The organism is Dactylosporangium sp. CS-033363, assembly GCF_050942475.1.
GTDB lineage: Bacteria > Actinomycetota > Actinomycetes > Mycobacteriales > Micromonosporaceae > Dactylosporangium.
Genome location: NZ_CP192032.1, coordinates 5582404 through 5604737, shown reverse-complemented (window position 1 = coordinate 5604737; position 22334 = coordinate 5582404). Strand labels below are relative to the sequence as shown.

Genomic DNA, 22334 nt, shown 5'->3' with positions numbered 1-22334 from the left:
GGGCTGCGCGGAACGGGAGGGGGACGGATGACGGCGGCGCTGCACGCGGAGTGGACGAAACTGCGGACGTCGGCGGGGAACTGGTGGATGCTGGGCGGGGCGGCGGTGGCGACCGTCGGGCTGAGCGCGTTCGCGGCGGCGAGCATCTCGTGTGTCGCGGGGTGCACGTCGGACTTCACGAAGGTGTCGCTCACCGGCGTGCAGCTCGGGCAGGCGGTGTTCGCGATCCTGGCGGCGCTGCTGATCGGCAACGAGTACGCGTCGGGGATGGTGCGGGTCAGTCTCGCCGCGGTGCCGAGCCGGACGCGGCTGCTCCTGTCCAAGGCGGCGGTGCTGGTGGCCGTCACGTCGGTCGCGGCGGTGGCCGGGGTCGCCGGGTCGCTGCTGGCCGGGCGGATGCTGCTGCCGGCGCACGAGTTCCTGTGGCGTCCGGCGATCGGGTCGGTGCTCTACCTGGAGCTGGTGGCGCTGCTGAGCCTCGGTCTGGCCACGGCGGTGCGCAGTCCGGCGGGGGCGGCCGGGATCGTGCTGGGGCTGATGTACGCGTGGCCGCTCATCAGCCGGGCCTTCGGGGACAAGACGTGGTCGCGGCGGCTCGACCAGATCGGGCCGATGACCGCCGGGACCGCGGTGCAGGCGACGAAGGACCTCGCGGCGCTGCCGATCGGGCCGTGGCACGGGCTGGGGGTGCTCGCGTTGTGGGCCCTCGGCGCGATGCTGCTCGGTTGGGGGGTGCTGCTGCGCCGCGACGCCTGACAACCGCACCGTAGCCGATCCCGGTGGCGGAGACCGCGATAGGTCGGCTCCACCGGGATCGGCAGGGCGGGTCGCCCGCGCCGCAGCCGCCTACGTCAGAGGTGTTCGGTGAAGAAGGCGGCCGCCGAGCGGGCGGCCGCGGCGACGTAGGGCTCGTTGTCGTACAGGTCGATGTGCAGCTCGCAGTCCAGCCATTCGATGCGCTTCGGACCCGTGGCCGTCTCGTGGAGGCGGGCGGCCAGGTCCGGGGAGCAGTACGCGTCGGTCTTGCCGTGCACGACCAGCAGCGGGGTCTGGCCGAGCAGCGGTGCGGCGCCCACGGCGTCGAACGTCAACAGGCTGTGGACCGAGCCGCGGGTCACCCGGTTCTCCCAGGTGGGGGCGGCGGAGCGGGCGGTGCCGTAGTACGCCCACGGCTCGTCGCCCGGCATCGCCGCCGCGCCGCCGTCCGGGGCCACGGCGGCGATGAAGTCGTCGTAGCCGTCGAGGAACGTGGCGAGGGCGGTGCGGTAGCCGTCGGAGAAGGACGGGGAGTTGTAGCCGCCCGCGATGCCGGCCACCGCGCGGACCCGCGGGTCCTGGGCGGCGGCGCGGACCGCGTAGCCGCCGCCCAGGCACACGCCAAGCAGGCCGATCCGGGCGGCGTCGACGGTGTCCAGCGCGGCCAGGGCCGACACGGCGGCGCGCAGGTCGGCGAGTTTGCCCTGGGTGTCCTCGTGGGCGCGGCGGCCGCCGCTGGCGCCGAAGCCGCGGTGGTCGAAGGCCAGGGTGACGAAACCGGCCTCGGCCAGGCGTTCGGCGTAGGTGGCGACGACCTGTTCCTTGACGCCGGTGAACGGGCCGGTGAGCGCCACGGCCGGGAAGCCGCCGGCCGGCGCGGGGGCGGACGGGGTGCGCAGGTGCGCGCTGAGCTCTATGCCTTCGGTGGCAAATGCCAATGCATCGACGTGTACGGCCATGCGCCGACAGTAGGCTTGGCCCGCGGTACACGACAGAAGGCACTTCGCGGTGCCCATGGCAGCGGGAGGGCCTCATGGCGCTGGTGATCCCCGACGTGCTCGACGCATCGTGCGCGACGCGGCAGGCGTTGGAGCGGCTCGCGGCGAAGTGGCGGGTTCTGCTGATTTATGCGTTGGCGGCGGGGCCGCAGCGGCACGCGGAACTGCGGCGGCGGGTACCCGGCATCACGCAGAAGGTGCTCACCGAGACCTTGCGCGGCATGGAGGCGGACGGGCTGGTCGAGCGGCGGGTGCTCAAGGCGGAGGCGCCGCAGCACGTGGAGTACACCCTGACGGCGCTCGGGAAGACCCTGGAAGGACCGCTGCAGGCCATCTGCGACTGGGCGGCCGTGAATGTTACACCGTCACCGGCCCCCTGACCTGCGCACTTCCACGCCAGTCGATGGTCGCACCCGAAACTGTCGTACCCCCCGCCTAGTGTCCCTGGCATGCGCCGCCCCGTTCTCATCACCGCCCTCGCCGCCCTCTCGGTAGCCGCCGCCACGCTGGTGCACGTGCTGCCGGCCGCGGCCGCCGAGCCGTATCTCGACCCGAGCCTGCCGGTGTCGCAGCGGGTCGCGGACCTGATGTCGCGGATGAGCCTGGACGAGAAGCTCGGGCAGATGACGCAGGCGGAGCGGGGATCGGCGTCGGCGGCGGACGTGACGCAGTACCGGCTGGGGTCGATCCTGTCCGGCGGCGGGTCCGCGCCCTCGCCGAACACCGCCGCGGCCTGGGCCGACATGACCGACAACTTCCAGCGCGGGGCCCTGGCCACGCCGCTGAAGATCCCACTGGTGTACGGGTCCGACGCCGTCCACGGCCACAACAACGTGGTCGGGGCGACGATGTTCCCGCACAACATCGGGCTCGGCGCGACCCGTGACCCGGCACTGGTACAGCAGGTCGGCCGGGTCACCGCCGACGAGGTGCGGGGCACCGGCGTGCAGTGGACGTTCTCGCCGTGCCTGTGCGTGGCCCGCAACGACCGGTGGGGCCGCACCTACGAGTCGTTCGGGGAGAAGCCGGAGCTGCCGGTGTCGATGGCGACGATCATCGACGGGTACCAGTCCGGCGGGGTCCTGGCCACCGCCAAGCACTACGTCGGCGACGGCGGCACGACCGGCGGCGTCGACCAGGGCAACACCCAGATCTCCGAGGCGGAGCTGCGCGCGATCCACCTGCCGCCGTTCCAGGAGGCGATCCGCCGCCACGTCGCCTCGGTGATGGTGTCGTTCTCCTCGTTCAACGGGCAGAAGCTGCACGGCGACGACTACCTCATCAACGGGGTGCTCAAGGGCGAGCTCGGCTTCGACGGGTTCGTGGTCTCCGACTGGAACGGCATCGACCAGATCGAGGGCGGCGAGGGCTTCACCGCCTCCGAGGTGCGCCGGGCCGTCAACGCCGGCATCGACATGGTGATGGTGCCGACCGCGTGGAAGCAGTTCATCGACACCCTGCGCGGCGAGGTGCAGGCCGGGCGGGTGCCGCTGGCCCGCATCGACGACGCGGTACGGCGCATTCTCACCAAGAAGTTCGAGTTCGGGCTGTTCGAGCGGCCGTTCGCGGACCGGAACCTGACCGGCACCGTCGGCAGCTCCGAGCACCGGGCCGTGGCCCGGCAGGCGGTGCGCGAGTCGCAGGTGCTGCTCAAGAACACCGGCGTGCTGCCCCTCGCGAAGAGCGGCAAGATCTTCGTGGCCGGCAAGAGCGCCGACAACATCGGGCTGCAGAGCGGCGGCTGGACCGTCAGCTGGCAGGGCGCGGCGGGCAGCACGACGCCGGGCACCACGATCCTGCAGGGGATCCGGGCGGCGGCGGGGTCGTCGGCGACGGTGACGTACAACGCGGCCGGCTCTGGCATCGACCGCAGCTACGGGGTCGCGGTGGCGGTCATCGGCGAGACCCCGTACGCGGAGGGTCAGGGCGACCGGCCGAACTCGCTCGGCCTGGACGCCACCGACCTGCAGACGCTGAGCACGCTCAAGGCCTCCGGGGTACCGGTCGTCGTGGTCCTCGTGTCCGGCCGGCCGCTGGACATCGCGGCGCAGCTGCCGGACTGGAGCGGCCTGGTCGCGGCCTGGCTGCCCGGCACCGAGGGCGCGGGCGTCGCCGACGTGCTGTTCGGGGACTACGCGCCGACGGGCAAGCTGCCGATGACCTGGATGCAGTCGGCGTCGCAGGAGCCGATCAACGACGGCGACGGCAAGACGCCGCTGTTCGCCTACGGGTACGGCCTCACCTACACCACGACCCCGCCGCCGGGCGCTCCCGGGCAGCCGGGCACCCCGGCCGTGTCGGCGCTGACGAGCACGTCGGCGACGCTGACCTGGACGGCGCCGACGAGCGGGACGGCGGCCGTGTCGTACCGGGTGTACCGGGGCGACACGCTGCTGGCCACGGCCGCCTCGACGAGCTACGCGCTGACGGGGCTGACGCCGAACACGACGACGACGTACACGGTGGTGGCGGTCGACTCCGCCGGGCGCACCGGACCGGCCTCGGGCGCGGCGACGGTGACCACGCCGCCGACCACGACGTCCCCGCCGCCGTCGAGCCCGCCGCCGTCGGCCGCGTGCGCGGTGACGTACTCGGTCAACGACTGGGGCGGCGGCTTCACCGGCACGGTGTCGCTGAAGAACACCGGCTCCACGACCATCAACGGCTGGACCCTGGCGTTCACCTTCCCGGGCAACCAGAAGGTGTCGCAGGGCTGGTCGGCGACCTGGTCGCAGTCCGGCGCGGTGGTGACCGCGAAGAGCGAGGCGTGGAACGGCACCCTGGCCCCGGGGGCGGCGCAGTCGGTGGGCTTCAACGGGACGTACACCGGCTCGAACCCGCGCCCGACGGCGTTCACGCTCAACGGCGCCACCTGCACCGTCGGGTAGGACGTGAGGGCCCCGGGAGCGCATGCTCCCGGGGCTCGCGGGTGCGGGTCAGACGAGCAGGCGGGCCTTGATCGCCGCGATGTCCGCGTCGGTCAGCATCAGGCCGCTGTGCAGGTACGCGGTGAAGGTGCCGTAGATGTGGTACAGCTCGGCGAACGCCGCGCGCAGCCACGCCACCTGCACCGCGTCGGAGCGGCCCAGGTAGGTGTTGCTGAGCAGGAAGTCGGCCTCGACGGTGGCCATCGGCACGCCCAGCAGGGTCAGCAGCACGGCGGTCGCCCAGCCGGTGCGGTCCTTGCCGGCCGAGCAGTGGTACACCACGCCGCCGGAGGTGTTCGTCGCGATCGCCTTGAGCGTGTCGCGGAAGGCGTAGTCGGCGCCGACGAAGTTGACCATGAACGGGTAGCCGATCGACTGGCCCAGGTCCGAGGAGCCGGACAGCAGGCCGGCCGCGATCGCGGCGAACAGGGTGACGCCCGCGTTGTCGTGGAACCGGATGCCGTGGCTGAGCGAGGCGACGTCGGCGACCTGGTAGGCCACGCCCGCCGGGGCGTGGTCGGGCTCGTCGCTGCGCTCCTGGATGTTGCGCAGGTCGACGTCGCGGTTGATCCCGTGCGCGGTGACGACCTGCCACTCGGCGGCGGTGAGGCCGGACAGCTTGTTGGAGCGGAACACCACACCGGTGCGCACGGTGTGCCCGTCGGCGGTGGAGTACCCGCCCACGTTACGGAAGTTGGTGGCGTTGGCCAGCCCGAGCGACCGTTCCCAGGTCGCCGCGGGCGCGGCCTGTGCCGGGGTGGCAACGGCGGCGCCGGCGATCAGCGCCGCCGTCAGGGCCAGGGCGGCCCGTCGAGTGATCGTCATGGCGCTGACCCTCGGCCGTCACAATGACACGCGTCTATCGACAGGTGAACGTCCCGATGACGTTCACACGACGCAGAACTCGTTGCCCTCCGGGTCGAGCATGACGACGTGGTCGCGGCGGCCGTCGATCTCCACGACCGCCTGCTCGGTGGCGCCGGCGGCGATCAGCCGGTCGGCCGTGGCGCGGACCCGCTCCCAGCGCTCGTCCCACGGCGTGGCCCGCCCGCCGCCGACCTGCAGGTCCAGGTGGAGACGGTTCTTGGCGGTCTTCGGCTCGGGGACCTTCAGGAACGAGATGCGCGGCCCGACCCCGGCCGGGTCCTCGATCGCGGCGCCGTCGTCCCACTCCTCCTCCGGCACCGCCAGGTCGCGGAACCACTGCTCCCAGCTGGCGAACCCGGCCGGCGGCGAGGCGGGCACGTAGCCGAGCGCGGTGCACCAGAAGGCGCTCAACGTACGAGGGGAGGCGCAATCGAAAGCGAAGGTGAACGGCGTCGTCATAGCTCAGCAGTGTGCCGGGCTTGATAGGCAAGCCACGACTTGCATATGCTGGCGGGCGTGACGATGCGAATCAACCTTGCCAGCGTGTTTGTCAGCGACCAGGCCGCCGCCCTGCGCTTCTACACCGAGGTGCTCGGCTTCGTGAAGAAGACCGACATCCCGCTCGGGGAGGACGTCAGCTGGCTCACGGTGGTCTCCGCCGACCAGCCCGACGGCGTCGAGCTGGTCCTCGAGCCGGCCGGGCACCCGGCCGTCGCCCCGTTCCGCGAGGCCCTGGTCAACGACGGGATCCCGTGGACGTCCTTCGCCGTCGAGGACGTGCAGCACGAGTACGACCGGCTCGTCGCGGTCGGCGTGGTCTTCACCCAGCCGCCGACCGACATGGGCCCGGTCACCACCGCCGTCTTCGACGACACCTGCGGCAACCTCATCCAGATCGCGGCCCAGAAGTGAAACGGGGGGCGCCGGCGAGCGCCCCCCACCCCAGTTACGACAGCGTGATGGCGTCCAGCTCGGCGTAGCCGGTGCCGCCCGCGAAGGACGGCGCGCCCTTGGCCAGCCGGATGGTGTTGAACCCGGCGTTGAGATTCACCGTCACAGTGACCGCCGAGCCGAACGAGCCCCAGGCCCCGGTCGGTGGATAGGTCACGCTTGTCCAGCCGCCGCCGTTGTAGGCGAGCCCGTGGGTCGCGGTCGCGCCGGTCCCGTTGGCATAGCGGATGCTCATCGTGTACGACCTGGTCTGCGGGACGTTCACGATGAAGTCCACGAACGCGTCGTTGCGGCTGTTCGCCGAGCCGTCGATCTGGCCGACGTACCCGCCGCCCGACGCCGAGCCCGACGAGAACCGGTTGGCGTTGACGACGGCCGCGTTCTCCGCCTCGTACCGCTGCTGCCAGCTCGCGATCCCGCTCGCCGGCGTGATCAGCAGCTGGTAGGCGGCCCAGGCGTCCATGCCGGTGACCGGGACGCTGATGCTGCCGCCGGAGACCGTGTAGGTCGCGGTGGACACGGTCGTCGGCGCGGACTGGTTCGTGGTGCGCCCGGTGGTGCCGGTGCGCGAGAGCGTCACCCGCACCTGCGAGCCGAGCGCGCCGAGCCCGTTGACGCGCACCGTGTTGTTGCCGCTGTCGCCGCCGAAGACGACGTTGACGAATTTTCGGGTCGGGTCGTAGGCGGCGACCCCCTCCAGCCACGAGCCGGGCACGGTCTGCACGACGTTGCCGGCCATGTCGCCGTACCACTTGTACGCCCAGTACGAGGCCGTCGGCGCGTTGTTGAACAGCAGCCCGTTGAGCGTGCCCGCCTCGTACCAGTAGGCCCGCTCGGCGTCGCGGATGCCGTAGCGCTCGAACACCGCCATGTAGTGCACGGCGACGCTGGGGATGTCGACCTGGCTCGGCGACGCGTACTCGTTGATCGAGATCGGCCGCGGCGCGATCCCCAGCGAGGACTCGATCGCCCGGTAGTCGGCCACGTGCGCGCCGACGTTGAGATAGTCGTCGTTGCCCAGCTCGTGCCAGACGACGACATCCGGCACCGTGCCGGTGTTGCGGGCGTTGGTCAGAAAATCAACCATCCAGCCGTGGTTGTACTGCGAGTGGCTCGGCCCGGCGATCGGCGTCACCGAGTCCAGGGAGCGGATCAGCTGGAAGGTGCGCGTCCAGCCGGCGTTGAACGAGCCGGCCGCCGAGGTGTTCCAGGTCCAGTCGGGCTCGTTCCACAGCTCGTACCCGTCGACGTTCGTGACGCCGGACGCGTTCACCCGGGCCGAGACCATGGTGCGGACCTTGGACTCCCAGTCCGCCCAGCTGACCCAGCGGTACGGGAAGTTCGGGTAGATGTCCGGCAGCCGGTAGAACTGCCGGGCGCCGGCGCTGGTGACCTTGCCCGCCACCTGCAGCCCGTCGCAGCAGGGCTGGGTGGCGCCGTTGCCCAGCTGCTGCCCGCCGGGCGGGGGCTGGGTGAAGTGGTTCATCCGCAGCGGGTACAGCTGCGCCAGCGGCGGCTTGCCGCCGGTGTCGACGCCGTAGAGCCCGCCGGACGCGACCTGCGTGACGGGCCGCACGACCGTGCCGACGTTGACGGTGAGCGTGTTGCCGGCGGCGTGCGCGGGTGTGGCGGGGACGCCGGTGGCGGCAGCGGTGGCAAGGGTGGTCAGGATCGCCGTGGCGGCGGCGGTTCGGATGCGCATGGCATCACCTCGGGGGAGTTGTAGGGACGAGCGGGATCCAGACCCGCATTGGTCCGGGCCCGCGGTTGGCCCACAGGAAATAGGGGATGGCGGAAAGGTCTCCGTTGACGACGAGCGCGACCGGCGCGAGCGGATGGTCGCGGCGCACGCCGATCGGCACGCCGAGGTCGAGCCGGATGTCCTCGAACGCGACACCTGAAGCGCGCTCGAAGCCGGCACCTGGGGCGTCGTCGCGGGCGGTTCGAGTGCGCTCGAAGTCGGCGGGGGCGGTGTGGGTGTCCTGAGATGCGGTGCTTGGAGTGCGCTCGAGGTCGCGGCCCGGGATGTCGCCGCCCGCACTTCGAGCGTGCTCGAAGTCGGCGGTGGGGACGTCGGCGTGCTCCAGGCAGTAGACGACCGGGCCGCGGGCGAGGGCGGCGGTGCCGCGCACGGCGTCGACGCGCGGGTGCGGTGCGATCAGGCGGGGCGGCATCGGCAGGACGAGCTCCACCCGGTCGCCGGGGCGCCACACGCGTTCGAGCCGCATCCAGCCGTCCTCGACGAACGAGGCGGGCACGCCGTTGACGCTCGCCCGCGCGTCGGCGCACCAGGCCGGCACGCGCAGGGTCAGCGTCCACGGCTCGTCGTCCGCCGCGGTGACGGTGATCGTGACGGTCTCGTCCCACGGGTACGCGGTGGCCACGTCGACCGCGCGGCCGGCGGCGGCGAACGAGCCCGGGGCGTACAGGTGGAGTTGGAGTCCACTCGAAGTGCCGGTCGCCGCGTAGGTGTGCAGCGACGCCATCAGCCGGGCCAGGTTGGGCGGGCAGCAGGCGCACTTGTACCAGGGCAGCCGCCGGCCCGGCGCGTCCTCGTCCGAGCCGTCGTGGCCGGTGCGCAGCTGCAGCGGGTTGGAGTAGAAGAACGAGCGGCCGTCGACGCCGATGCCCGAGGCGATCCCGTTGTACAGCAACCGCTCCAGCTCATCGGCGTAGCGCGAGCGGCCCGTGGCCAGCAGCAGCCGCCACGTCCACTGGAAGGAGCCGATCGCCGCGCAGGTCTCGGTGTAGGCGCGGTCCGGCGGCAGCTCGTACGGGTCGCCGAACGCCTCGTCGCGGTGCCGGGAGCCCTGCCCGCCGGTCAGGTACGTCTTGGTCGCCTGGGCCGATTCCCACAGCCGCTCGGTGGCCCGCAGCAGCTCGCTGTCGCCGGTCTCGACGGCCACGTCCACCGCCCCGGCGAGCAGGTACACCTGGCGCACGACGTGGCCGGTGACCTCGGTGGCCTCGCGGACCGGCCGGTGGTCCTGGTAGTAGGCGCGCTGCCCGAAGCGGCCCTCGGGGCCCAGCAGCCCGTGCCCGCGCAGGGCGACGAACCGGGCGGCGAGGTCCAGGTAGGGGCGGTGCCCGGTGACCCGGAACAGCTCGGCGAGCGCGGTCTCGACCTCGGGGTGGCCGTCGATCGCATCCTCGCCGCCGGCGCCGAAGCGCTCGGTGAGCAGGTCGGCGAAGCGCCGTGCGACGGCGAGCAGCTGCTGTACGGCCGGGTCGGCGGGACTGGTCCGCGCCCCGGCGACGGCGGCCTGGATGAGGTGGCCGGCGGTGTACATCTCGTGGCTGGACGGCAGTTCGCGCCACTGCCGGTCGCGGTGGCCGGCCTGGAAGTAGGAAACCAGGTAACCGTCCGGGTCCTGGACTTTCTCCAGCAGGGGCACGGTTTCGGCAACGAAGGAGGAAACGTTTCCGGCCCACAGGGCGGCCTCGAGCGTCTTGTGCACGTCGGTGTCGGCGAACCACCAGCCGGTGAACGGGCCGTCGAAGTCGCCGGTGACCCGGTGCAGGTTGTCGAGGTTGCCGTGCTCGTGCAGCCGGTCGACGCAGTGCGGCAGCGTGGCGGCGCGGTTGCGCTCCTGCCAGCCGCCGAGCAGGCCGGCGGGGTCGAGCCGGACGGCGGAGGCGGGCAGGGGACGCAGCGCCGAGATCGCGCGGTCCGTGGGCACGACGGGGCCCAGGGGCGTGTTGTGCATGGGGTTTCCTCAGTCCTTGACGGCACCGGCGGTCACGCCGGCGGCGACGTAGCGCTGGGCCACGATGAGCAGCAGCGTCGCGGGGATGGACGCGACCACGGCGGTGGCCATGATGGCGTTCCACTGCTGGTTGTTGTTGCCGATGTAGTGGTAGATGCCGAGCGTGATCGGCTGCTGGGTGCCGCCGCCGTCGAGCGTGCTGGCGAACACGAAGTCGGACCACGCCCACAGGAACGCGAACAGGCTGACGGTGACCACGGCGTTGCGGCTGACCGGCAGGACCACCGACCAGAACGTGCGCAGCGCGCCCGCGCCGTCGACCCGGGCCGCGGCCATGAGCTCGGACGGGATGCCGGACATGAACGCGGTGAAGATCAGCACGCCGAACGGCACGGCGATGGTGGAGTCGGCCAGGATCAGCCCGGCGGTGCTGTTGAGCACGCCGAGGCGCAGGTAGATGGCGTAGAACCCCATCGCCATGATGATGCTGGGGATCATCTGGGCGACGAGCAGGACGAAGCTGAGCGCGCGGCCGCCGCGGGGGCGCAGCAGGGCCAGGGCGTAGCCGGCGGGCGCGGACAGGGCGACGGTGAGCGCCACGGTGCCCAGGCCGATGGCCAGGCTGTTGCCGAGGTACGGCAACTGCTGGTCCAGCACCGCCCGGTAGCCCTCCAGCGTGCCGTGCAGCGGAAACAGCGGCGGCGGATCGCGGCGCATGTCGGTGTCGCGGGTCAGCGAGACGTTGATCATCCAGTACACGGGAAACAACATGAGCGCGGTCAGCAGTACACCCGCGGCGGTTTTGATTTTCATCGCTGGGTCCTGATGTAGACCAGGCCGGACAGCATGGCCACGATGATGAGCAGGTTGCCGACGGCCGCGCCGGGCCCGAACGCCGGCAGCAGGTTGCCGAAGCCGAGGCGGTAGGACCAGGTGGCGAGGGTGGTGGAGGCGTCGGCCGGGCCGCCCTTGGTCATGATCCAGATGATGTCGAACACCTTGAGCGTGTAGATCAGGCCGAGCAGCAGGGTGATCGCCGAGACCGGCCGGAGCAGCGGGAACGTGATGCGCCAGAACGTGCGCCAGGGCGTTGAGCCGTCCAGCGCCGCCGCCTCGTAGAGCTCGGCGGGGATCGCCTGCAGCCCGCTGTACACGACGACGAGGTTGAACGGGATGCCGATCCAGATGTTGGCGATCGTCACGGATGCGAGGGACCACGTGGGCGAGGTGAGCCAGTTGATCGGGTCCAGCCCGGCCAGGCGCAGCGCCGCGTTGACGATGCCGGAGTCGCTGTTGAGCATCCACGACCACGTCGAGGCGGACACGATGAGCGGCAACAGCCACGGCACGAGGAACAGTGCGCGCAACGTTGCGGAAAGCGGAAAATGCTGGTGGAAAAACACGGCAAGCGCCATGCCGATGGAGAACTGGAACACCAGCGAGACGCCGGTGAACACGGCGGTGTGCCAGACCGCGGGCCAGAACGTCGGGTCCGCCGTGACCGTGTCGTAGTTGTCCAGGCCGGTGAACGGCGCGCCGCCCTGCACGAACGAGCGGACGGTGTACCTGTGCAGGCTCAGGTCGAGGTTGCGGTACAGCGGGTAGGCGTAGAACGCGCCGAGGTACACGACGACGGGCGCGAGGAACGCCCACCCGCTGACCGACTTGAACCGCATCGTCACTTGACGGCCGCGGCCGCGCTGGTCTGGGCCGCGGCGAACGCGTCCTGCGGCGACTTGCCACCGGACAGGGCGGACTGGAACCCGGTCCACATCGGCTGGGAGATCTTCGGGTACTTCGTGCCGAGGTTGTCGCTGGTGCGGCCCTTGGCGGCCTTGACCGCCTCGACCCAGACCTTCAGCTCGGCGTTGCCGGCGACCTGCTTGGTCTGCACGGCGTCGGTCGCCGCGATGTAGGACAGCGTCGTGTCGGTCGTGTAGGCGTTGTCGGCACTGGACAGGCAGCTGATGAGCTGCTGCGTCGTCGCGTACCGCTTGGTCTCCTTCTGCACCGGCGCGGTCACGAACTCGCCGCCCGTCGGGGCGGGCGCGGTGCCGCCGGCCTTGGCGGGGATGGGGATGATGCCGTACTCGAACCCGGTTTTCTTGGCGTTGCCGAGTTGCCACGTCCCGTTTTCCGCGAACGCGAACTGCCCGGTCGCGAACTCCTGCCAGCTCGTGGTCTGGGTGTTGTTGATGACGGAGTTGGGCGCGTAGCCGTTCTTGAGCCAGTCGGTCCACAGCTGCAGCGCGGCGACGCCCTCGGGGGAGTCGAGCTTGGTCAGGTTCGCGCCGGCGCCCCAGAACCAGGGCAGGAACTGGAAGCTGCCCTCCTCGGTGCCGATGGCGGAAAACGTGATGCCTTTCTTGCCGGTCGCCTTCACCTTGCCCAGCGCCGCGGTGAGGCCCGCCCAGTCCTTCACGCCGGCCGGGTCGACGCCGGCCGCGGTGAGGATCGTCTTGTTGTAGTACAGGGCGAGGGTGTTGGCGCCGATCGGGATGCCGTACGTCTTGCCGCCGAGCTGCCCGGCGGCCAGGAGGTTCGGCGCGACCGCGGACGTGTCGACCTTCATCTCCTCGGTGGTGGTGAGCACGCCCGCGTCGGCGAGCGTGGAGACCACCGGGTTGTCGACGATGAGCACGTCGGGGGAGTTGCTCTGCTGCGCGGCCAGCAGGGCCTTGCTGGTCAGGTCGGTGGTGTCGTACCCGGTCCGCTTCACGGTGACGCCCGCGTCGGTGCCGCACTTGCGCAGCAGCTTGACCCAGTCGGAGGAGTCGTCGAACTGCGGGTAGGGGTCCCAGACCATGTACGTGTCGGTGCTGCCGGTGCCGCCGCTCGCGCCGGCGTCGACGCCGCCGGCGGTCGAGCACCCGGCGGCGGCCAGGCAGGCGGACACGGCAACGACAGCCGCTTTGAAGCCTCTCATGGCGGTTTCCTCGAGGGGGTGTAAGGAAAATTCGGAAAACGATTGCCTTCACGCTATTGAGCGGGTTGAACGGCTGTCAAGGCGGTGTTACGGTCACAGCCGGAGTTTCCGAGTTTCCTTCCCCGGAGGTCGTTCTGAGCAGGATCGTCCGACCCGCCACCATCAGCGAGGTGGCGGCCCTGGCCGGGGTCTCGACCGGCACCGCATCGAAAGCGCTCAACGGCCGCGGCTCCCTGCGCGCCGAGACCCGCCAGCGCGTCCAGCAGGCCGCCGACCAGCTGGGATTCATCGCCAACGCGGCCGCCCGCGGCCTGCAGGCGGGCCGCACCTACACCGTCGGCATGATCACCACCGACAGCATCGGCCGGTTCAGCATCCCGCTGATGATCGGCGCCGAGGACGCCCTGGGCGCCGGCCAGGTCTCCGTCCTGCTCTGCGACGCGCGCGACGACGTGATCCGCGAGCAGTACTACCTGCGCACCCTGCTCAGCCGCAAGGTCGACGGCATCATCGTCACCGGCCGCCGCACCCAGGCCCGCCCGCCGATCGCCGCCGACCTGCCGGTCCCGACCGTCTACGCGTTCATCAGCTCCTCGAACCCCGAGGACTGCTCCGTGGTACCGGATGAGGCCGACGGCGCCCGCCGGGCCATCCTGCACCTGCTCGGCATCGGCCGCCGCCGCATAGCGCACATCACCGGCCCGGAACACCACCACTCGGCCCGCGTCCGCGCCGGCGCGGCGGCCATCACCCTCGCCTACGACGACCTGGTCATGGTCGCCCCCACCCTCTACGGCGAGTGGAGCGAGGCCTGGGGCCGCCAGGCGGCCGGCATCATGCTGGCCGGCGGCCGCGAGTTCGACGCCGTGTTCTGCGGCAGCGACCAGATCGCCCGCGGCGTCGCCGAGGCCCTCCGCGAGGCGGGCCGCACGATCCCGGACGACGTGGCCCTGGTCGGCTTCGACAACTGGGACGTCATGGTGGAGGGCTGCCGCCCGCAACTGACCAGTGTGGACATGGACCTGGAGGGCATCGGCCGCACGGCCGCGGAGCTGCTGCTGTCCGCCATCAACGGCGACGAGATCGCCGGCCAGCACGCCCTGCCCTGCCGCCTGGTCCCGCGCGCCTCCACGGAGGTCCCCGCCCTCCAGTAGCCGGCTGAACTCGGCATAATCCCGGTGTGGTCGCGCTCCGCATCACCATCGGCGCCATCGTCCTCGGCGAACTGCTCCAAGCGCTCCGCCTGCGCCGCGGGGCGACGCGCATCGATCTGGGCGCGGAGGTGCTGTTCCGGGCCGTCCTCTTCGCCGGCATCCTGCTGCTGCCCGCCGCACGCGCCTTCCTGCCCGAGGCGAACATCCCCCGGCCGTGGGCGCTCGGGGCCGGGGTGGTCGTCGCCTGGACCGGGCTGCTGTTGCGCTGGTGGTCGTTTCTCACCCTCGGCCGGTACTTCACCGTCGTGCTCAAAACCGCCGCCGGCCAGCCCGTGGTGGACCGCGGCCCCTACAAGGTGCTGCGTCACCCGAGCTACACCGGCCTGCTGCTCGCGATCGCCGGCTGCGGCCTCATGCTCGGCACCTGGGCCGGCACCCTCGCAGCGGTCGCCGTCATTACGGCCGCGCTCAGCTACCGGATCCGGATCGAGGAGCGGGCGCTCACGGCGGCGCTGGGGGAGCCGTACCGCGAGTTCGCCCGCACCAGAGCGCGGCTCGTACCGTACGTGTGGTGACGGGCCGGGCGGCCAGTAGGGTCGGCGGCGTGATCGAACTGACCCGCCCCGACGCGCGGTGGCACGAGGCCTGGCTCGCGGCGTACGCGGAGTGGCCGGCCGGCTCCCACCTGGACGGCGCCGGCCTGCGCGCGGGCGACGACGTGCACACCCCGGCCGGCTTCGAGGCGTGGGTCGCGAAGCTGCGCCGCTGCGAGGACCCGGCGCTGCCACCCCCGCCGGAGCACGTGCACTCCACGTACCGCTGGATCGTCGACGACCGTGTCTGCATCGGCGGCATCGAGCTCCGCCACGCCATCGACCACCCCCTCCTGCGCGAGGCGGGCGGCCACATCGGCTACCACGTCCGCCCGTCCTACCGGGGCCGGCGCATCGCCGCGTGGGCGCTGCGGGAGACACTCCGGCGGGCGCAGTCGATGGGGCTGGATCGTGTACTGCTGACGTGCTCCCCGGACAACGCCGCATCCGCCCGCATCATCGAGTCGGCGGGCGGCGTGCTCGAGGACGTGCGCGAGACGGAGATCGGCCCGAAGCGCCGGTACTGGATCGCCTCGTGATCCTCGCCGGGGTCTCGGCTCCATGGGCGCGCCGCTTGCTGATCCGCGGCGTCACACAGGTCTCGGCCTCGGCCTCGACCCCAAGATACAATCCTGCCCGATGCGAGCAGACCACCCGATCGACCGCCTGGTAGCCACGGTGCAGGGCACGCCCCCCGACTCCCTGCGGGCGCTGGCAACACAGCTGCCCGGCCGGCGCCGGTGGATCCTCGGCCCGCCCGAACTCGTTGGCGGAACGTCGTTCGTCCTGTCGATCCACACCGCCCGCCCGCCGTGGGACGAGGCCCTGGACCCCGCGACCGACCGGGCCCACCTGGACGAGGTCAAGGACCTGCTCGGCGAGCTCTGCCGCATCTCCGCCGAGCACGGCACGGAGTTCGCCGTCGACTTCGCCGGCGAGATGATCGGCACGATCGAGGACGGTCAGATGGACACCTCACTCGAGGTCGGCCTGCTCGCCGAGTGGCAGCGCGTCCTGGACCACCGGCGTGTCGTATGACCTCGCCGTCTGGAGGGCGACCGCGCTGCCGGCCGTGGACGAATGCGATGCCGGGAAGGGTCAGGGTTCGAGGCGGCGGGCGAGCTCGGTGCGGGAGCGGACGGAGAGCTTGCGGTACACCCGCGTCAAATGCGCCTCGACGGTCTTCACGGACATGAACAGCGCCGCGGCGACCTCCTGGTTCGAGCGGCCCGCGGCGGCCAGCTCGGCCACCCGGCGCTCGTTCTCGGTCAGGGCCTCGCCGGACTGGTGCAGGCCGGAGCGGGCCAGCTCGGCGCGGGCGCGGTCGGCCCAGCGGGGGTAGCCGAGGCTCGCGAAGCTGTCGGCGGCCGCGGTCAGGGTGTCGGCCGAGCCGCGTTTGTGGCCCGCGCGCCGGTACACCTGGCCGAGCGCCAGTCGTGACCGGGTCGCCTCGAAGGGGGACTCGGCGCCGTCCAGGGCGGTGATGCGGCGCAGGTCGTGCAGGGCGGTGTCGACGTCTCCGGTCGCGGCGCGGCGCAGGGCCTCGCAGCGGTCGGCCGCGACGACGGCCTCGGGCAGGCCCGCGGCGCCCTGCCGGCGCAGGACCGCCACCGCCCGCTCCACCTCGTCGAACGCGCCGGTCTGCAGCGCCGCGTCGGCGTAGTCGACGCCCCAGAGGATCTGCTCGAGGTCGACCATGCCGGTGCGCTCGAACACCGCCGCGACCTCGCGGTAGACCTGCAGCGCGGCGGGCCAGTCGCCGGCCGAGGTCTCGACGAAGCCGCGGATGGTCAGGAAGGAGCAGAGCCAGTACGTCGACTCGATCGCGCGGGCCTCCTCGGCCGCCGGCCCGACCACCGCCCGGGCCAGGTCCAGCTCGCCCGTGTAGGCGGCGACGAGTCCCCGGGCGATCTGTTCCTGGAAGGCCGACAGCGACCAGGCGCCGGCCCGGTCCGCCTCCTCCAGGGCCGCCCGGGCCGCCTGGATGCGGGAGGCCCGGGTCAGGTGCAGGACAAGGGCGATGTACAGCTGGGTCAGGTCCCCGTAGCGGCCCGCCTCCAGCGCGGCGCGGATCTCCCGCCGCACGGGCTCCTCGGCCGTGGGGTCGTCCCAGGGCGCGAAGAAGGCGTGGGACCAGGCCAGGAACGGGCCGGGCAGGTCGGTCGCCGCCGCGGCCAGGCGGTCGATCTCGCCGAGGGTCCGCCCGGCGTCGCCGGATGCCCAGTGGCGTTCGACGGTGAGCCGCCCGTACAGCGCGCGCAGCAGGGCGGCGTCCCGGTTGCCCGCCCGGGCCTCGGCGACCGCGGCCCGGGTCAGCCGGAGCGCCTCGGGACCGTTGCCCTCCAGCCGGTGCAGCGCGCCGAGCAGCGTGGTGAGCGCGTTGCGCACCTCGGTGCCGGGCGGGGCGAGCGCCAGCGCCTGCTCGGCGAGCGCGCGGGCGCCGGGCATGCGCCGGGTCAGGTCGATGCGGCGCAGGATCGCCTCGGCGCGCTCCTGCGGGCTGCTCGCCAGCGGGTCGAGCACGCCGAGCGCGGCGCGGGCCGCGTCGGTGTCGCCGGCCAGGGTGTACGTGTCGACGACGCGCAGCCAGCGCGGGAACGGGCCGGTCGGCGCGCCGGCGGCCGGGGTGGCCCGCGCCGAGGCCTCCAGCAGTTCGCCGGCGACCTGCAGCGCCCCGCGGCGGGCGGAGACGTCCGCCGCGCGTTCGAGCTCACCGGCGACCGCCAGGTCGGGTGCGGTGACGGTGCGGGCCCGGTGTACCGCCCGCTCCACCTGGTCGTCCAGGGAGTCCGCGAGCCGGCGGTGGGCACGGCGCCGCTCGGCCGGCGTCGCCGCCTCGTAGATGGCCGAGGCGAGCAGCGGGTGGGTGAACGCCACCCGCTGCTCCGGGCCGACCCGCGCGAGGTCCGCGTCCGCGGCCGCCTCGAGCGCCGCGACGACGTGATCGGGCCCGGCGAACTTGTCGAGCTGGTGCACGTTCAGGCGGCCCGCGGCCGAGACGAGCAGCAGGACCTCGCGGGCCGCCGCCGGGAGCAGCGCCACCTTCTCGCCCAGCACGTCGGTCAGGCTCGGGGGTACCGGAAAGACCGGATCGTGGCCGTCGCGCGCGCTCCAGCTCCACTGCGACACGTCGGAGCGCATCGCCTGCGCGATCATGAGCGCCAGGAAGGGATTGCCGCCGCTGGCCCGGGCCACGGCGGAGCTGACGGACTGGGTCCACGTCGACCCGAACCGGCGGCGCAGCAGCTGGGCGATCGCGTGCTCGTCCAGCGCCGGCAGGTCCACGTCGCGGCGCGGCTCGGGCAGGGTGCGGACGAGGTCGGTGCGAAGCCCCGCGGGGCGCGTGCCGGCCAGGACGCTGAGCCGGTCACCCGGCAGGGCGAGGCGGCGCAGCGCGAACGCGAGCGCGCCGGCCGTGGCCGGATCGAGCCACTGCACGTCGTCGAGGACCACGGTGACCGGCTCGGTGCCGGCGAGGTTCGTCAGCAGGCTGCGGATCGCGAGGGGTACCGCGAGCGGGTCGATCGTGCCGCCCTCCGGTTCGACCTGCTGCAGCGCGATCGCCAGCGCCCGGCGCTGCGGCGCGGGGAGCCGGTCCGGGCCGTCCGGCGGGCACTGGGCCACCAGCTCGGCGAGCCCGGCGAACGGCAGGCCCTGATCGAACTCGGTCGGCGCGATGGCCAGCACGCGGCGGCCGGCCCGCTGGGCGAGCTGCCCGCCGACCCGCAGCAGGCTGCTCTTGCCCATGCCGGGCTCGCCGGAGACGACGACCTGGCCGCCCTGGGCGCACGCGGCGGCGATGACCCGGAACGCGCCCTCGCGCCCGAACAGTTCGAATCCCTCGGCCGTCAGCACGGGCACGCCGCATCCTCCTCCGTCCCGCGCAGGGCCGGCCCGAGGGATTTCCCCGACGCCTCGGCAGGCAGCCCATTCCTAGCGTCATCGCGTCCGTTCCAGCAACCCAGGAGGAAACAATGCGTGAACGCCGACCGGCCGTGGTGCTCATCCACGGCAGCTTCGTCGACGGTTCGGGCTGGCGGGGCGTCTACGACCGCCTGCGCGCCATGGGCCACCAGGTCCGCATCGTCCAGAACCCCACCCTGACGCTCAAGGGCGACGTGGACGCCGTCAGGGGAGTCCTCGACGACATCGACGGTCCGGCCGTCCTGGTCGGGCACTCGTACGGCGGCGTGGTCACCACCGAGGCCGGCAACGACCCGCGGGTGGCCGGCCTGGTCTACATCGCGGCGTTCGCGGCCGACAAGGGCGAGTCGGTGCTCAGCCTCGTCGCGAACCCCGCACCCGGCGCCCCGGTCCCGCCGATCCTCCCGCCCCGCGACGGGTACCTCTACCTGGACCGCGAGCGGTTCGCCGCGTCCTTCGCCGGCGACCTCCCGGCCGGCGAGGCCGCGTTCATGGCGGACTCGCAGGTGCCGTGGGGAGTCGGCGCGGCCGACGGGGCCGTGACGGAGGCGGCCTGGCAGACCAAGCCGAGCTGGTACCTCGTCGCCACCGACGACCGGATGATCCCGCCGCCGGTCCAGCGCCGGATGGCGGAGCGGGCGGGCGCGACCGTGCGCGAGGTCGAGGGCAGTCACGCCGTGTACGTCTCCCAGCCCCAGGCCGTCGCCGACATCATCAACACCGCCGTGGTGTCCCTCGCATGAGCCCCGACATCTCCCGCCGCCGGGTGCTGGCCGCCGGAGCGGCACTGGCCGGGACGGCGGCGCTCGCCGGCCCGCTGGGCAGCCCGTCCACCGCCGCGGCGGCCCCGGCTTCCGGCTCGCCGTCGACGCGGCGGCCGACCGTCGTCCTGGTGCACGGCGGCTACGCGGACTCGTCCTGCTGGAACGCCACCGTCCAGCAGCTGCAGCGGCGGGGCTACCCCGTCGTCTGCGGCTCGAACCCGCTGCGCGGCGTTGCCAGCGACGCACCGTACATCCGAAGCCTGCTGGACTCGATCAGTGGACCGATCGTGCTCGTCGCGCACTCCATGGGCGGCACCGTCATCACGAACGCCGCGGCGGGACAGCCCGGCGTCAAGGCGCTGGTCTACATCGCCGCGTTCGTGCCGGACGTGGGTGAGACGCAGGGGGAGCTCATCACGAAGTTCCCCGGCAGCGAGGTGGCGGCGGTGAGCGTCGGCGTGCCGTACCCGAGACCCGACGGCACCACCGGCACCGACCTGTACCTCAGCGAGGCCGGCCAGGCCGCGTTCGCCGCGGACATCCCCGCCGCGGCCTTCCGGACCCTGCACGCCACCCAGCGGCCGTTCGACGCCGACTCCTTCATCCAGCCGACCCGGGCCGCCGCGTGGCGGACGATCCCGGTGTGGGCCCTGGTCGCCGGCCGGGACAAGGCGATCCCGCCGGCCTGCCAGCGGTGGATGTACGGCCGGGCGAAGGCGCGCAGGGTGCTCGAGGTGCCGAACTCGTCGCACGTGGCGATGATCAGCCATCCGGGCGCCGTCGCCGACCTCATCGACGAGGCCGCGCGAGCGGTGTGACCGCCTTCCTGACCGGCTCCGGCCCCGGGGCCGGTCAGGGGCCACGGCGAGCGTCGAGATCCAAGGACGGTCGCCCCCCGGCGCCGGTCATCCGGTGATCCGCTCACGGGCGGTGATCGCCGCGGCGAGCAGCACCTCGTCCGCGCGCATCTCGGCGTCCTCGTCGCCGAGGTCGAAGCCCGCTCGGCGCGGCGCGGCGATGAGCCGGTCCAACCAATCGAGGACCGGACGCGCATGCGCCCCCATCGCGGCGAGCACACGCAGCGCCTCAAGTCCGAGCCGTTCGTCGAAGCAATGCCGCGGCAGTACCGCCAGCAGCTCCTCCGCCACCGCCGGGCCTTCGTGCCGCCACAGCGCGCCCGCCACCTCCACCTGCGCGGTTCCGGGCACGCCGAACAGGCTCCGCAGCTGCCGGTGCTGCCGTCCGGTGAGCCCGCCGTGCTCGGCGAGCCAGGTCAGCAGCTGCGACGCGAGGCGGCCGCGGCGCAGCTCCTCCGGCCGTCCCGACAGATACTGATCGGCCACAGCACGGTCCGACGTGATGCTCAGCAGGGCGGGCAGCGCGCCGACGGTGTTGTACTGCCGCAGGTGCGGGACCGCGGCCGCCGCGCCCGGGCCGATCGCTGCCAGGACGTGGAATGTCAGGTCGGGCGTGTCGTTCTCGGCCCCCTCCAGCCTGGCGATGAGGTCGGGCACGGCCGCCGCCGCGCCGAAGGCGGCCAGCACCCGCATCGGCAGCTCCGCCAGCAGCTGGCGAGCGGCGGCCACCGGCGCCTCCGGGTCCGCGCCCGCTCGGGCAACCGCCCGGAACGCCTCCGCCAGCCGCGGCTCGTCGCTGCCGGCGAGCATCAGCCGTACCAGGTGCGGCACCGCCCGATGGTCGCCGGCGCACCCCAGCGCGATGGCCGCCGTCGCGCCGAGCTCCGGGTCGTCCAGCACCGCGGCGAGGGCATCAGCGCCGAGGCGGGACGCGGTCAGTGATGAGGCCAAGGCGTGAAGAGCCGCCGACCGTACCGCGGAAGGGCCCTTCTCGAGAAGGCCGGTCAGCGCCGGCGCCAACCGTCGCGGTGCGGCCCGCCACGTGCGCATCGCGACCGCCGCCAGCCGCACGCCGTCGAGCTCGGGCCGCGACCGCGTCAGCCGCACCGCCGATGCGCAGCAGTCGTCCTCCCGGTCCAGGTCGGCCAGCGTCCGCGCCCAAACCTCGCCCAGCCCTTCGTCGGCGGCCTCGAGGTCGGCCAGGACCGCCGCGTCCAGGGCCGGCCACGCTTCGGGCTCGTCGCTTCGGTACTCCGCGACGGTGGCCAGCAGCCGTACGGCCGGCTCCTGCGCGGACCGCAGCCGATCGAGCAGAGCCCGGCACGGCGGGACATCGCGCCAGGCTATGGCGCGCAGGAGGGCGATCCGCACGACAGGATCGGACGAGGCGCTCAACGCCGCCACGGCCCGGTCGGCGCCGCCGGTGCGCACCAGGAGTGCCGCCGCCACGCGCCGCAGCAGCGGATCGTCGTCGCGCAACGCCGGCTCCGCCGCATCGGCCACCAGCGGCCAGCCCGCGTGCAGCGAGCACGACTCGGCAATCAGCTCGAACACGGCACGACGGACGAGCACCCGGCCGTCGTTCGCCAGGGCCAGCAGCCGATGCGTCGCCGGGCCGTCCCGGTCGGCCTTGATCGTGCCGAAGAGCCACGACCGCGCATGGTCGCCCGGTACCCGGAGGTCGCCCGAGACGATGCCCGCCTCCAACCAGCCCCAGCCGTCCAGCGACGCCGCCGGCACGAGGCGGCTCACGCGGTGCGGCGCGCGGCGCCCTTCCCATACGTCATCCGCCCATTCTGCCGCACGACTGTCCGGTGCCGCCGTCCCCGACGATCGCCCGGTGCAGATCGCCGCCGAACACCGGCGCTTCAGCGGTGTCCGAGGCGGGCAAAAGTCGGTCGCCCGTCGTG

The 22334-nt window shown here is 72.8% G+C and carries 19 protein-coding genes and 1 pseudogene; 10 read left to right on the top strand and 10 right to left on the bottom strand.

The window, feature by feature from the left end; translation table 11 throughout:
- Positions 1-27 precede the first annotated feature (27 nt).
- On the top strand, positions 28-756 hold the full coding sequence (locus ACQPZ4_RS25925; RefSeq protein WP_433040249.1) for an ABC transporter permease: 729 nt from the start codon (positions 28-30) through the stop codon (positions 754-756).
- Positions 757-851: 95 nt separating this feature from the next.
- Here ACQPZ4_RS25925 and ACQPZ4_RS25920 read toward each other — a convergent pair whose 3' ends face one another.
- The gene (locus tag ACQPZ4_RS25920) at positions 852-1772 is read right to left on the bottom strand and encodes an alpha/beta hydrolase (RefSeq protein ID WP_433040246.1); all 921 of its coding nucleotides are present in this window, start codon (positions 1770-1772) and stop codon (positions 852-854) included.
- A 17-nt stretch (positions 1773-1789) separates the two neighbouring features.
- On the opposite strand from ACQPZ4_RS25920, the gene ACQPZ4_RS25915 reads away from it, so the two are divergent.
- Together ACQPZ4_RS25915 and ACQPZ4_RS25910 are read left to right on the top strand one after the other, a co-directional pair.
- Positions 1790-2134 (top strand): winged helix-turn-helix transcriptional regulator, encoded by a 345-nt coding sequence (locus ACQPZ4_RS25915; protein ID WP_433040243.1) that lies wholly within the window; start codon positions 1790-1792, stop codon positions 2132-2134.
- Positions 2135-2251: 117 nt separating this feature from the next.
- Positions 2252-4642, top strand: a pseudogene (locus ACQPZ4_RS25910) (glycoside hydrolase family 3 N-terminal domain-containing protein); the annotation flags it as partial.
- 48 nt (positions 4643-4690) lie between these two features.
- Here ACQPZ4_RS25910 and ACQPZ4_RS25905 read toward each other — a convergent pair.
- Positions 4691-5506 (bottom strand): tyrosine-protein phosphatase, encoded by an 816-nt coding sequence (locus ACQPZ4_RS25905; RefSeq protein ID WP_433040240.1) that lies wholly within the window; start codon positions 5504-5506, stop codon positions 4691-4693.
- A gap of 63 nt (positions 5507-5569) precedes the next feature.
- Positions 5570-5959, bottom strand: coding sequence for a VOC family protein (locus ACQPZ4_RS25900; RefSeq protein ID WP_433040237.1), 390 nt, complete (start codon positions 5957-5959; stop codon positions 5570-5572).
- A gap of 111 nt (positions 5960-6070) precedes the next feature.
- On the opposite strand from ACQPZ4_RS25900, the gene ACQPZ4_RS25895 reads away from it, so the two are divergent.
- The gene (locus ACQPZ4_RS25895; protein WP_433066659.1) at positions 6071-6460 is read left to right on the top strand and encodes a VOC family protein; all 390 of its coding nucleotides are present in this window, start codon (positions 6071-6073) and stop codon (positions 6458-6460) included.
- A 34-nt stretch (positions 6461-6494) separates the two neighbouring features.
- Here ACQPZ4_RS25895 and ACQPZ4_RS25890 read toward each other — a convergent pair whose 3' ends face one another.
- From ACQPZ4_RS25890 to ACQPZ4_RS25870, 5 genes are read right to left on the bottom strand one after another with little or no spacing between them, the layout of a single operon-like run.
- Complete coding sequence (locus tag ACQPZ4_RS25890; protein WP_433040234.1) at positions 6495-8201, bottom strand: CBM35 domain-containing protein; 1707 nt, start codon at positions 8199-8201, stop codon at positions 6495-6497.
- Positions 8202-8205: 4 nt separating this feature from the next.
- Entirely contained in the window at positions 8206-10206 is a 2001-nt protein-coding gene (locus ACQPZ4_RS25885; protein ID WP_433040231.1) for a glycoside hydrolase family 127 protein, read from the bottom strand.
- A gap of 9 nt (positions 10207-10215) precedes the next feature.
- Positions 10216-11019, bottom strand: a complete 804-nt coding sequence (locus ACQPZ4_RS25880) for a carbohydrate ABC transporter permease (RefSeq protein WP_433040228.1) — start codon at positions 11017-11019, stop codon at positions 10216-10218.
- Entirely contained in the window at positions 11016-11882 is an 867-nt protein-coding gene (locus ACQPZ4_RS25875; RefSeq protein WP_433040225.1) for a carbohydrate ABC transporter permease, read from the bottom strand. Before ACQPZ4_RS25875 ends, ACQPZ4_RS25880 begins: the two co-directional genes overlap by 4 nt.
- Positions 11883-11884: 2 nt before the next feature.
- On the bottom strand, positions 11885-13132 hold the full coding sequence (locus ACQPZ4_RS25870; protein WP_433040222.1) for a sugar ABC transporter substrate-binding protein: 1248 nt from the start codon (positions 13130-13132) through the stop codon (positions 11885-11887).
- A gap of 170 nt (positions 13133-13302) precedes the next feature.
- On the opposite strand from ACQPZ4_RS25870, the gene ACQPZ4_RS25865 reads away from it, so the two are divergent.
- From ACQPZ4_RS25865 to ACQPZ4_RS25850, 4 genes are all read left to right on the top strand, one after another.
- The gene (locus ACQPZ4_RS25865) at positions 13303-14286 is read left to right on the top strand and encodes a LacI family DNA-binding transcriptional regulator (RefSeq protein ID WP_433040219.1); all 984 of its coding nucleotides are present in this window, start codon (positions 13303-13305) and stop codon (positions 14284-14286) included.
- 26 nt (positions 14287-14312) lie between these two features.
- Positions 14313-14861, top strand: a complete 549-nt coding sequence (locus ACQPZ4_RS25860) for a methyltransferase family protein (RefSeq protein ID WP_433040216.1) — start codon at positions 14313-14315, stop codon at positions 14859-14861.
- Positions 14862-14890: 29 nt separating this feature from the next.
- Complete coding sequence (locus ACQPZ4_RS25855) at positions 14891-15418, top strand: GNAT family N-acetyltransferase (protein WP_433040213.1); 528 nt, start codon at positions 14891-14893, stop codon at positions 15416-15418.
- Between the two features lie 100 nt (positions 15419-15518).
- Positions 15519-15917 carry a hypothetical protein gene (locus tag ACQPZ4_RS25850; protein ID WP_433040210.1) on the top strand — a complete coding sequence of 133 codons (399 nt, stop codon included), beginning with the start codon at positions 15519-15521 and terminating at the stop codon, positions 15915-15917.
- Positions 15918-15977: 60 nt separating this feature from the next.
- Here the strand turns inward: ACQPZ4_RS25850 and ACQPZ4_RS25845 are convergent, their stop codons facing one another.
- On the bottom strand, positions 15978-18740 hold the full coding sequence (locus tag ACQPZ4_RS25845; RefSeq protein WP_433040208.1) for a helix-turn-helix transcriptional regulator: 2763 nt from the start codon (positions 18738-18740) through the stop codon (positions 15978-15980).
- 113 nt (positions 18741-18853) lie between these two features.
- Between ACQPZ4_RS25845 and ACQPZ4_RS25840 the strand changes: the two genes are divergently transcribed.
- Together ACQPZ4_RS25840 and ACQPZ4_RS25835 are read left to right on the top strand one after the other, a co-directional pair.
- Positions 18854-19546: an alpha/beta fold hydrolase gene (locus tag ACQPZ4_RS25840; protein WP_433040205.1), complete on the top strand. Its 693-nt coding sequence runs from the start codon at positions 18854-18856 to the stop codon at positions 19544-19546.
- On the top strand, positions 19543-20385 hold the full coding sequence (locus tag ACQPZ4_RS25835; protein WP_433040202.1) for an alpha/beta fold hydrolase: 843 nt from the start codon (positions 19543-19545) through the stop codon (positions 20383-20385). Before ACQPZ4_RS25840 ends, ACQPZ4_RS25835 begins: the two co-directional genes overlap by 4 nt.
- 87 nt (positions 20386-20472) lie before the next feature.
- Here the strand turns inward: ACQPZ4_RS25835 and ACQPZ4_RS25830 are convergent, their stop codons facing one another.
- Positions 20473-22176 carry a hypothetical protein gene (locus tag ACQPZ4_RS25830; RefSeq protein ID WP_433040199.1) on the bottom strand — a complete coding sequence of 568 codons (1704 nt, stop codon included), beginning with the start codon at positions 22174-22176 and terminating at the stop codon, positions 20473-20475.
- Positions 22177-22334: the final 158 nt, after the last annotated feature.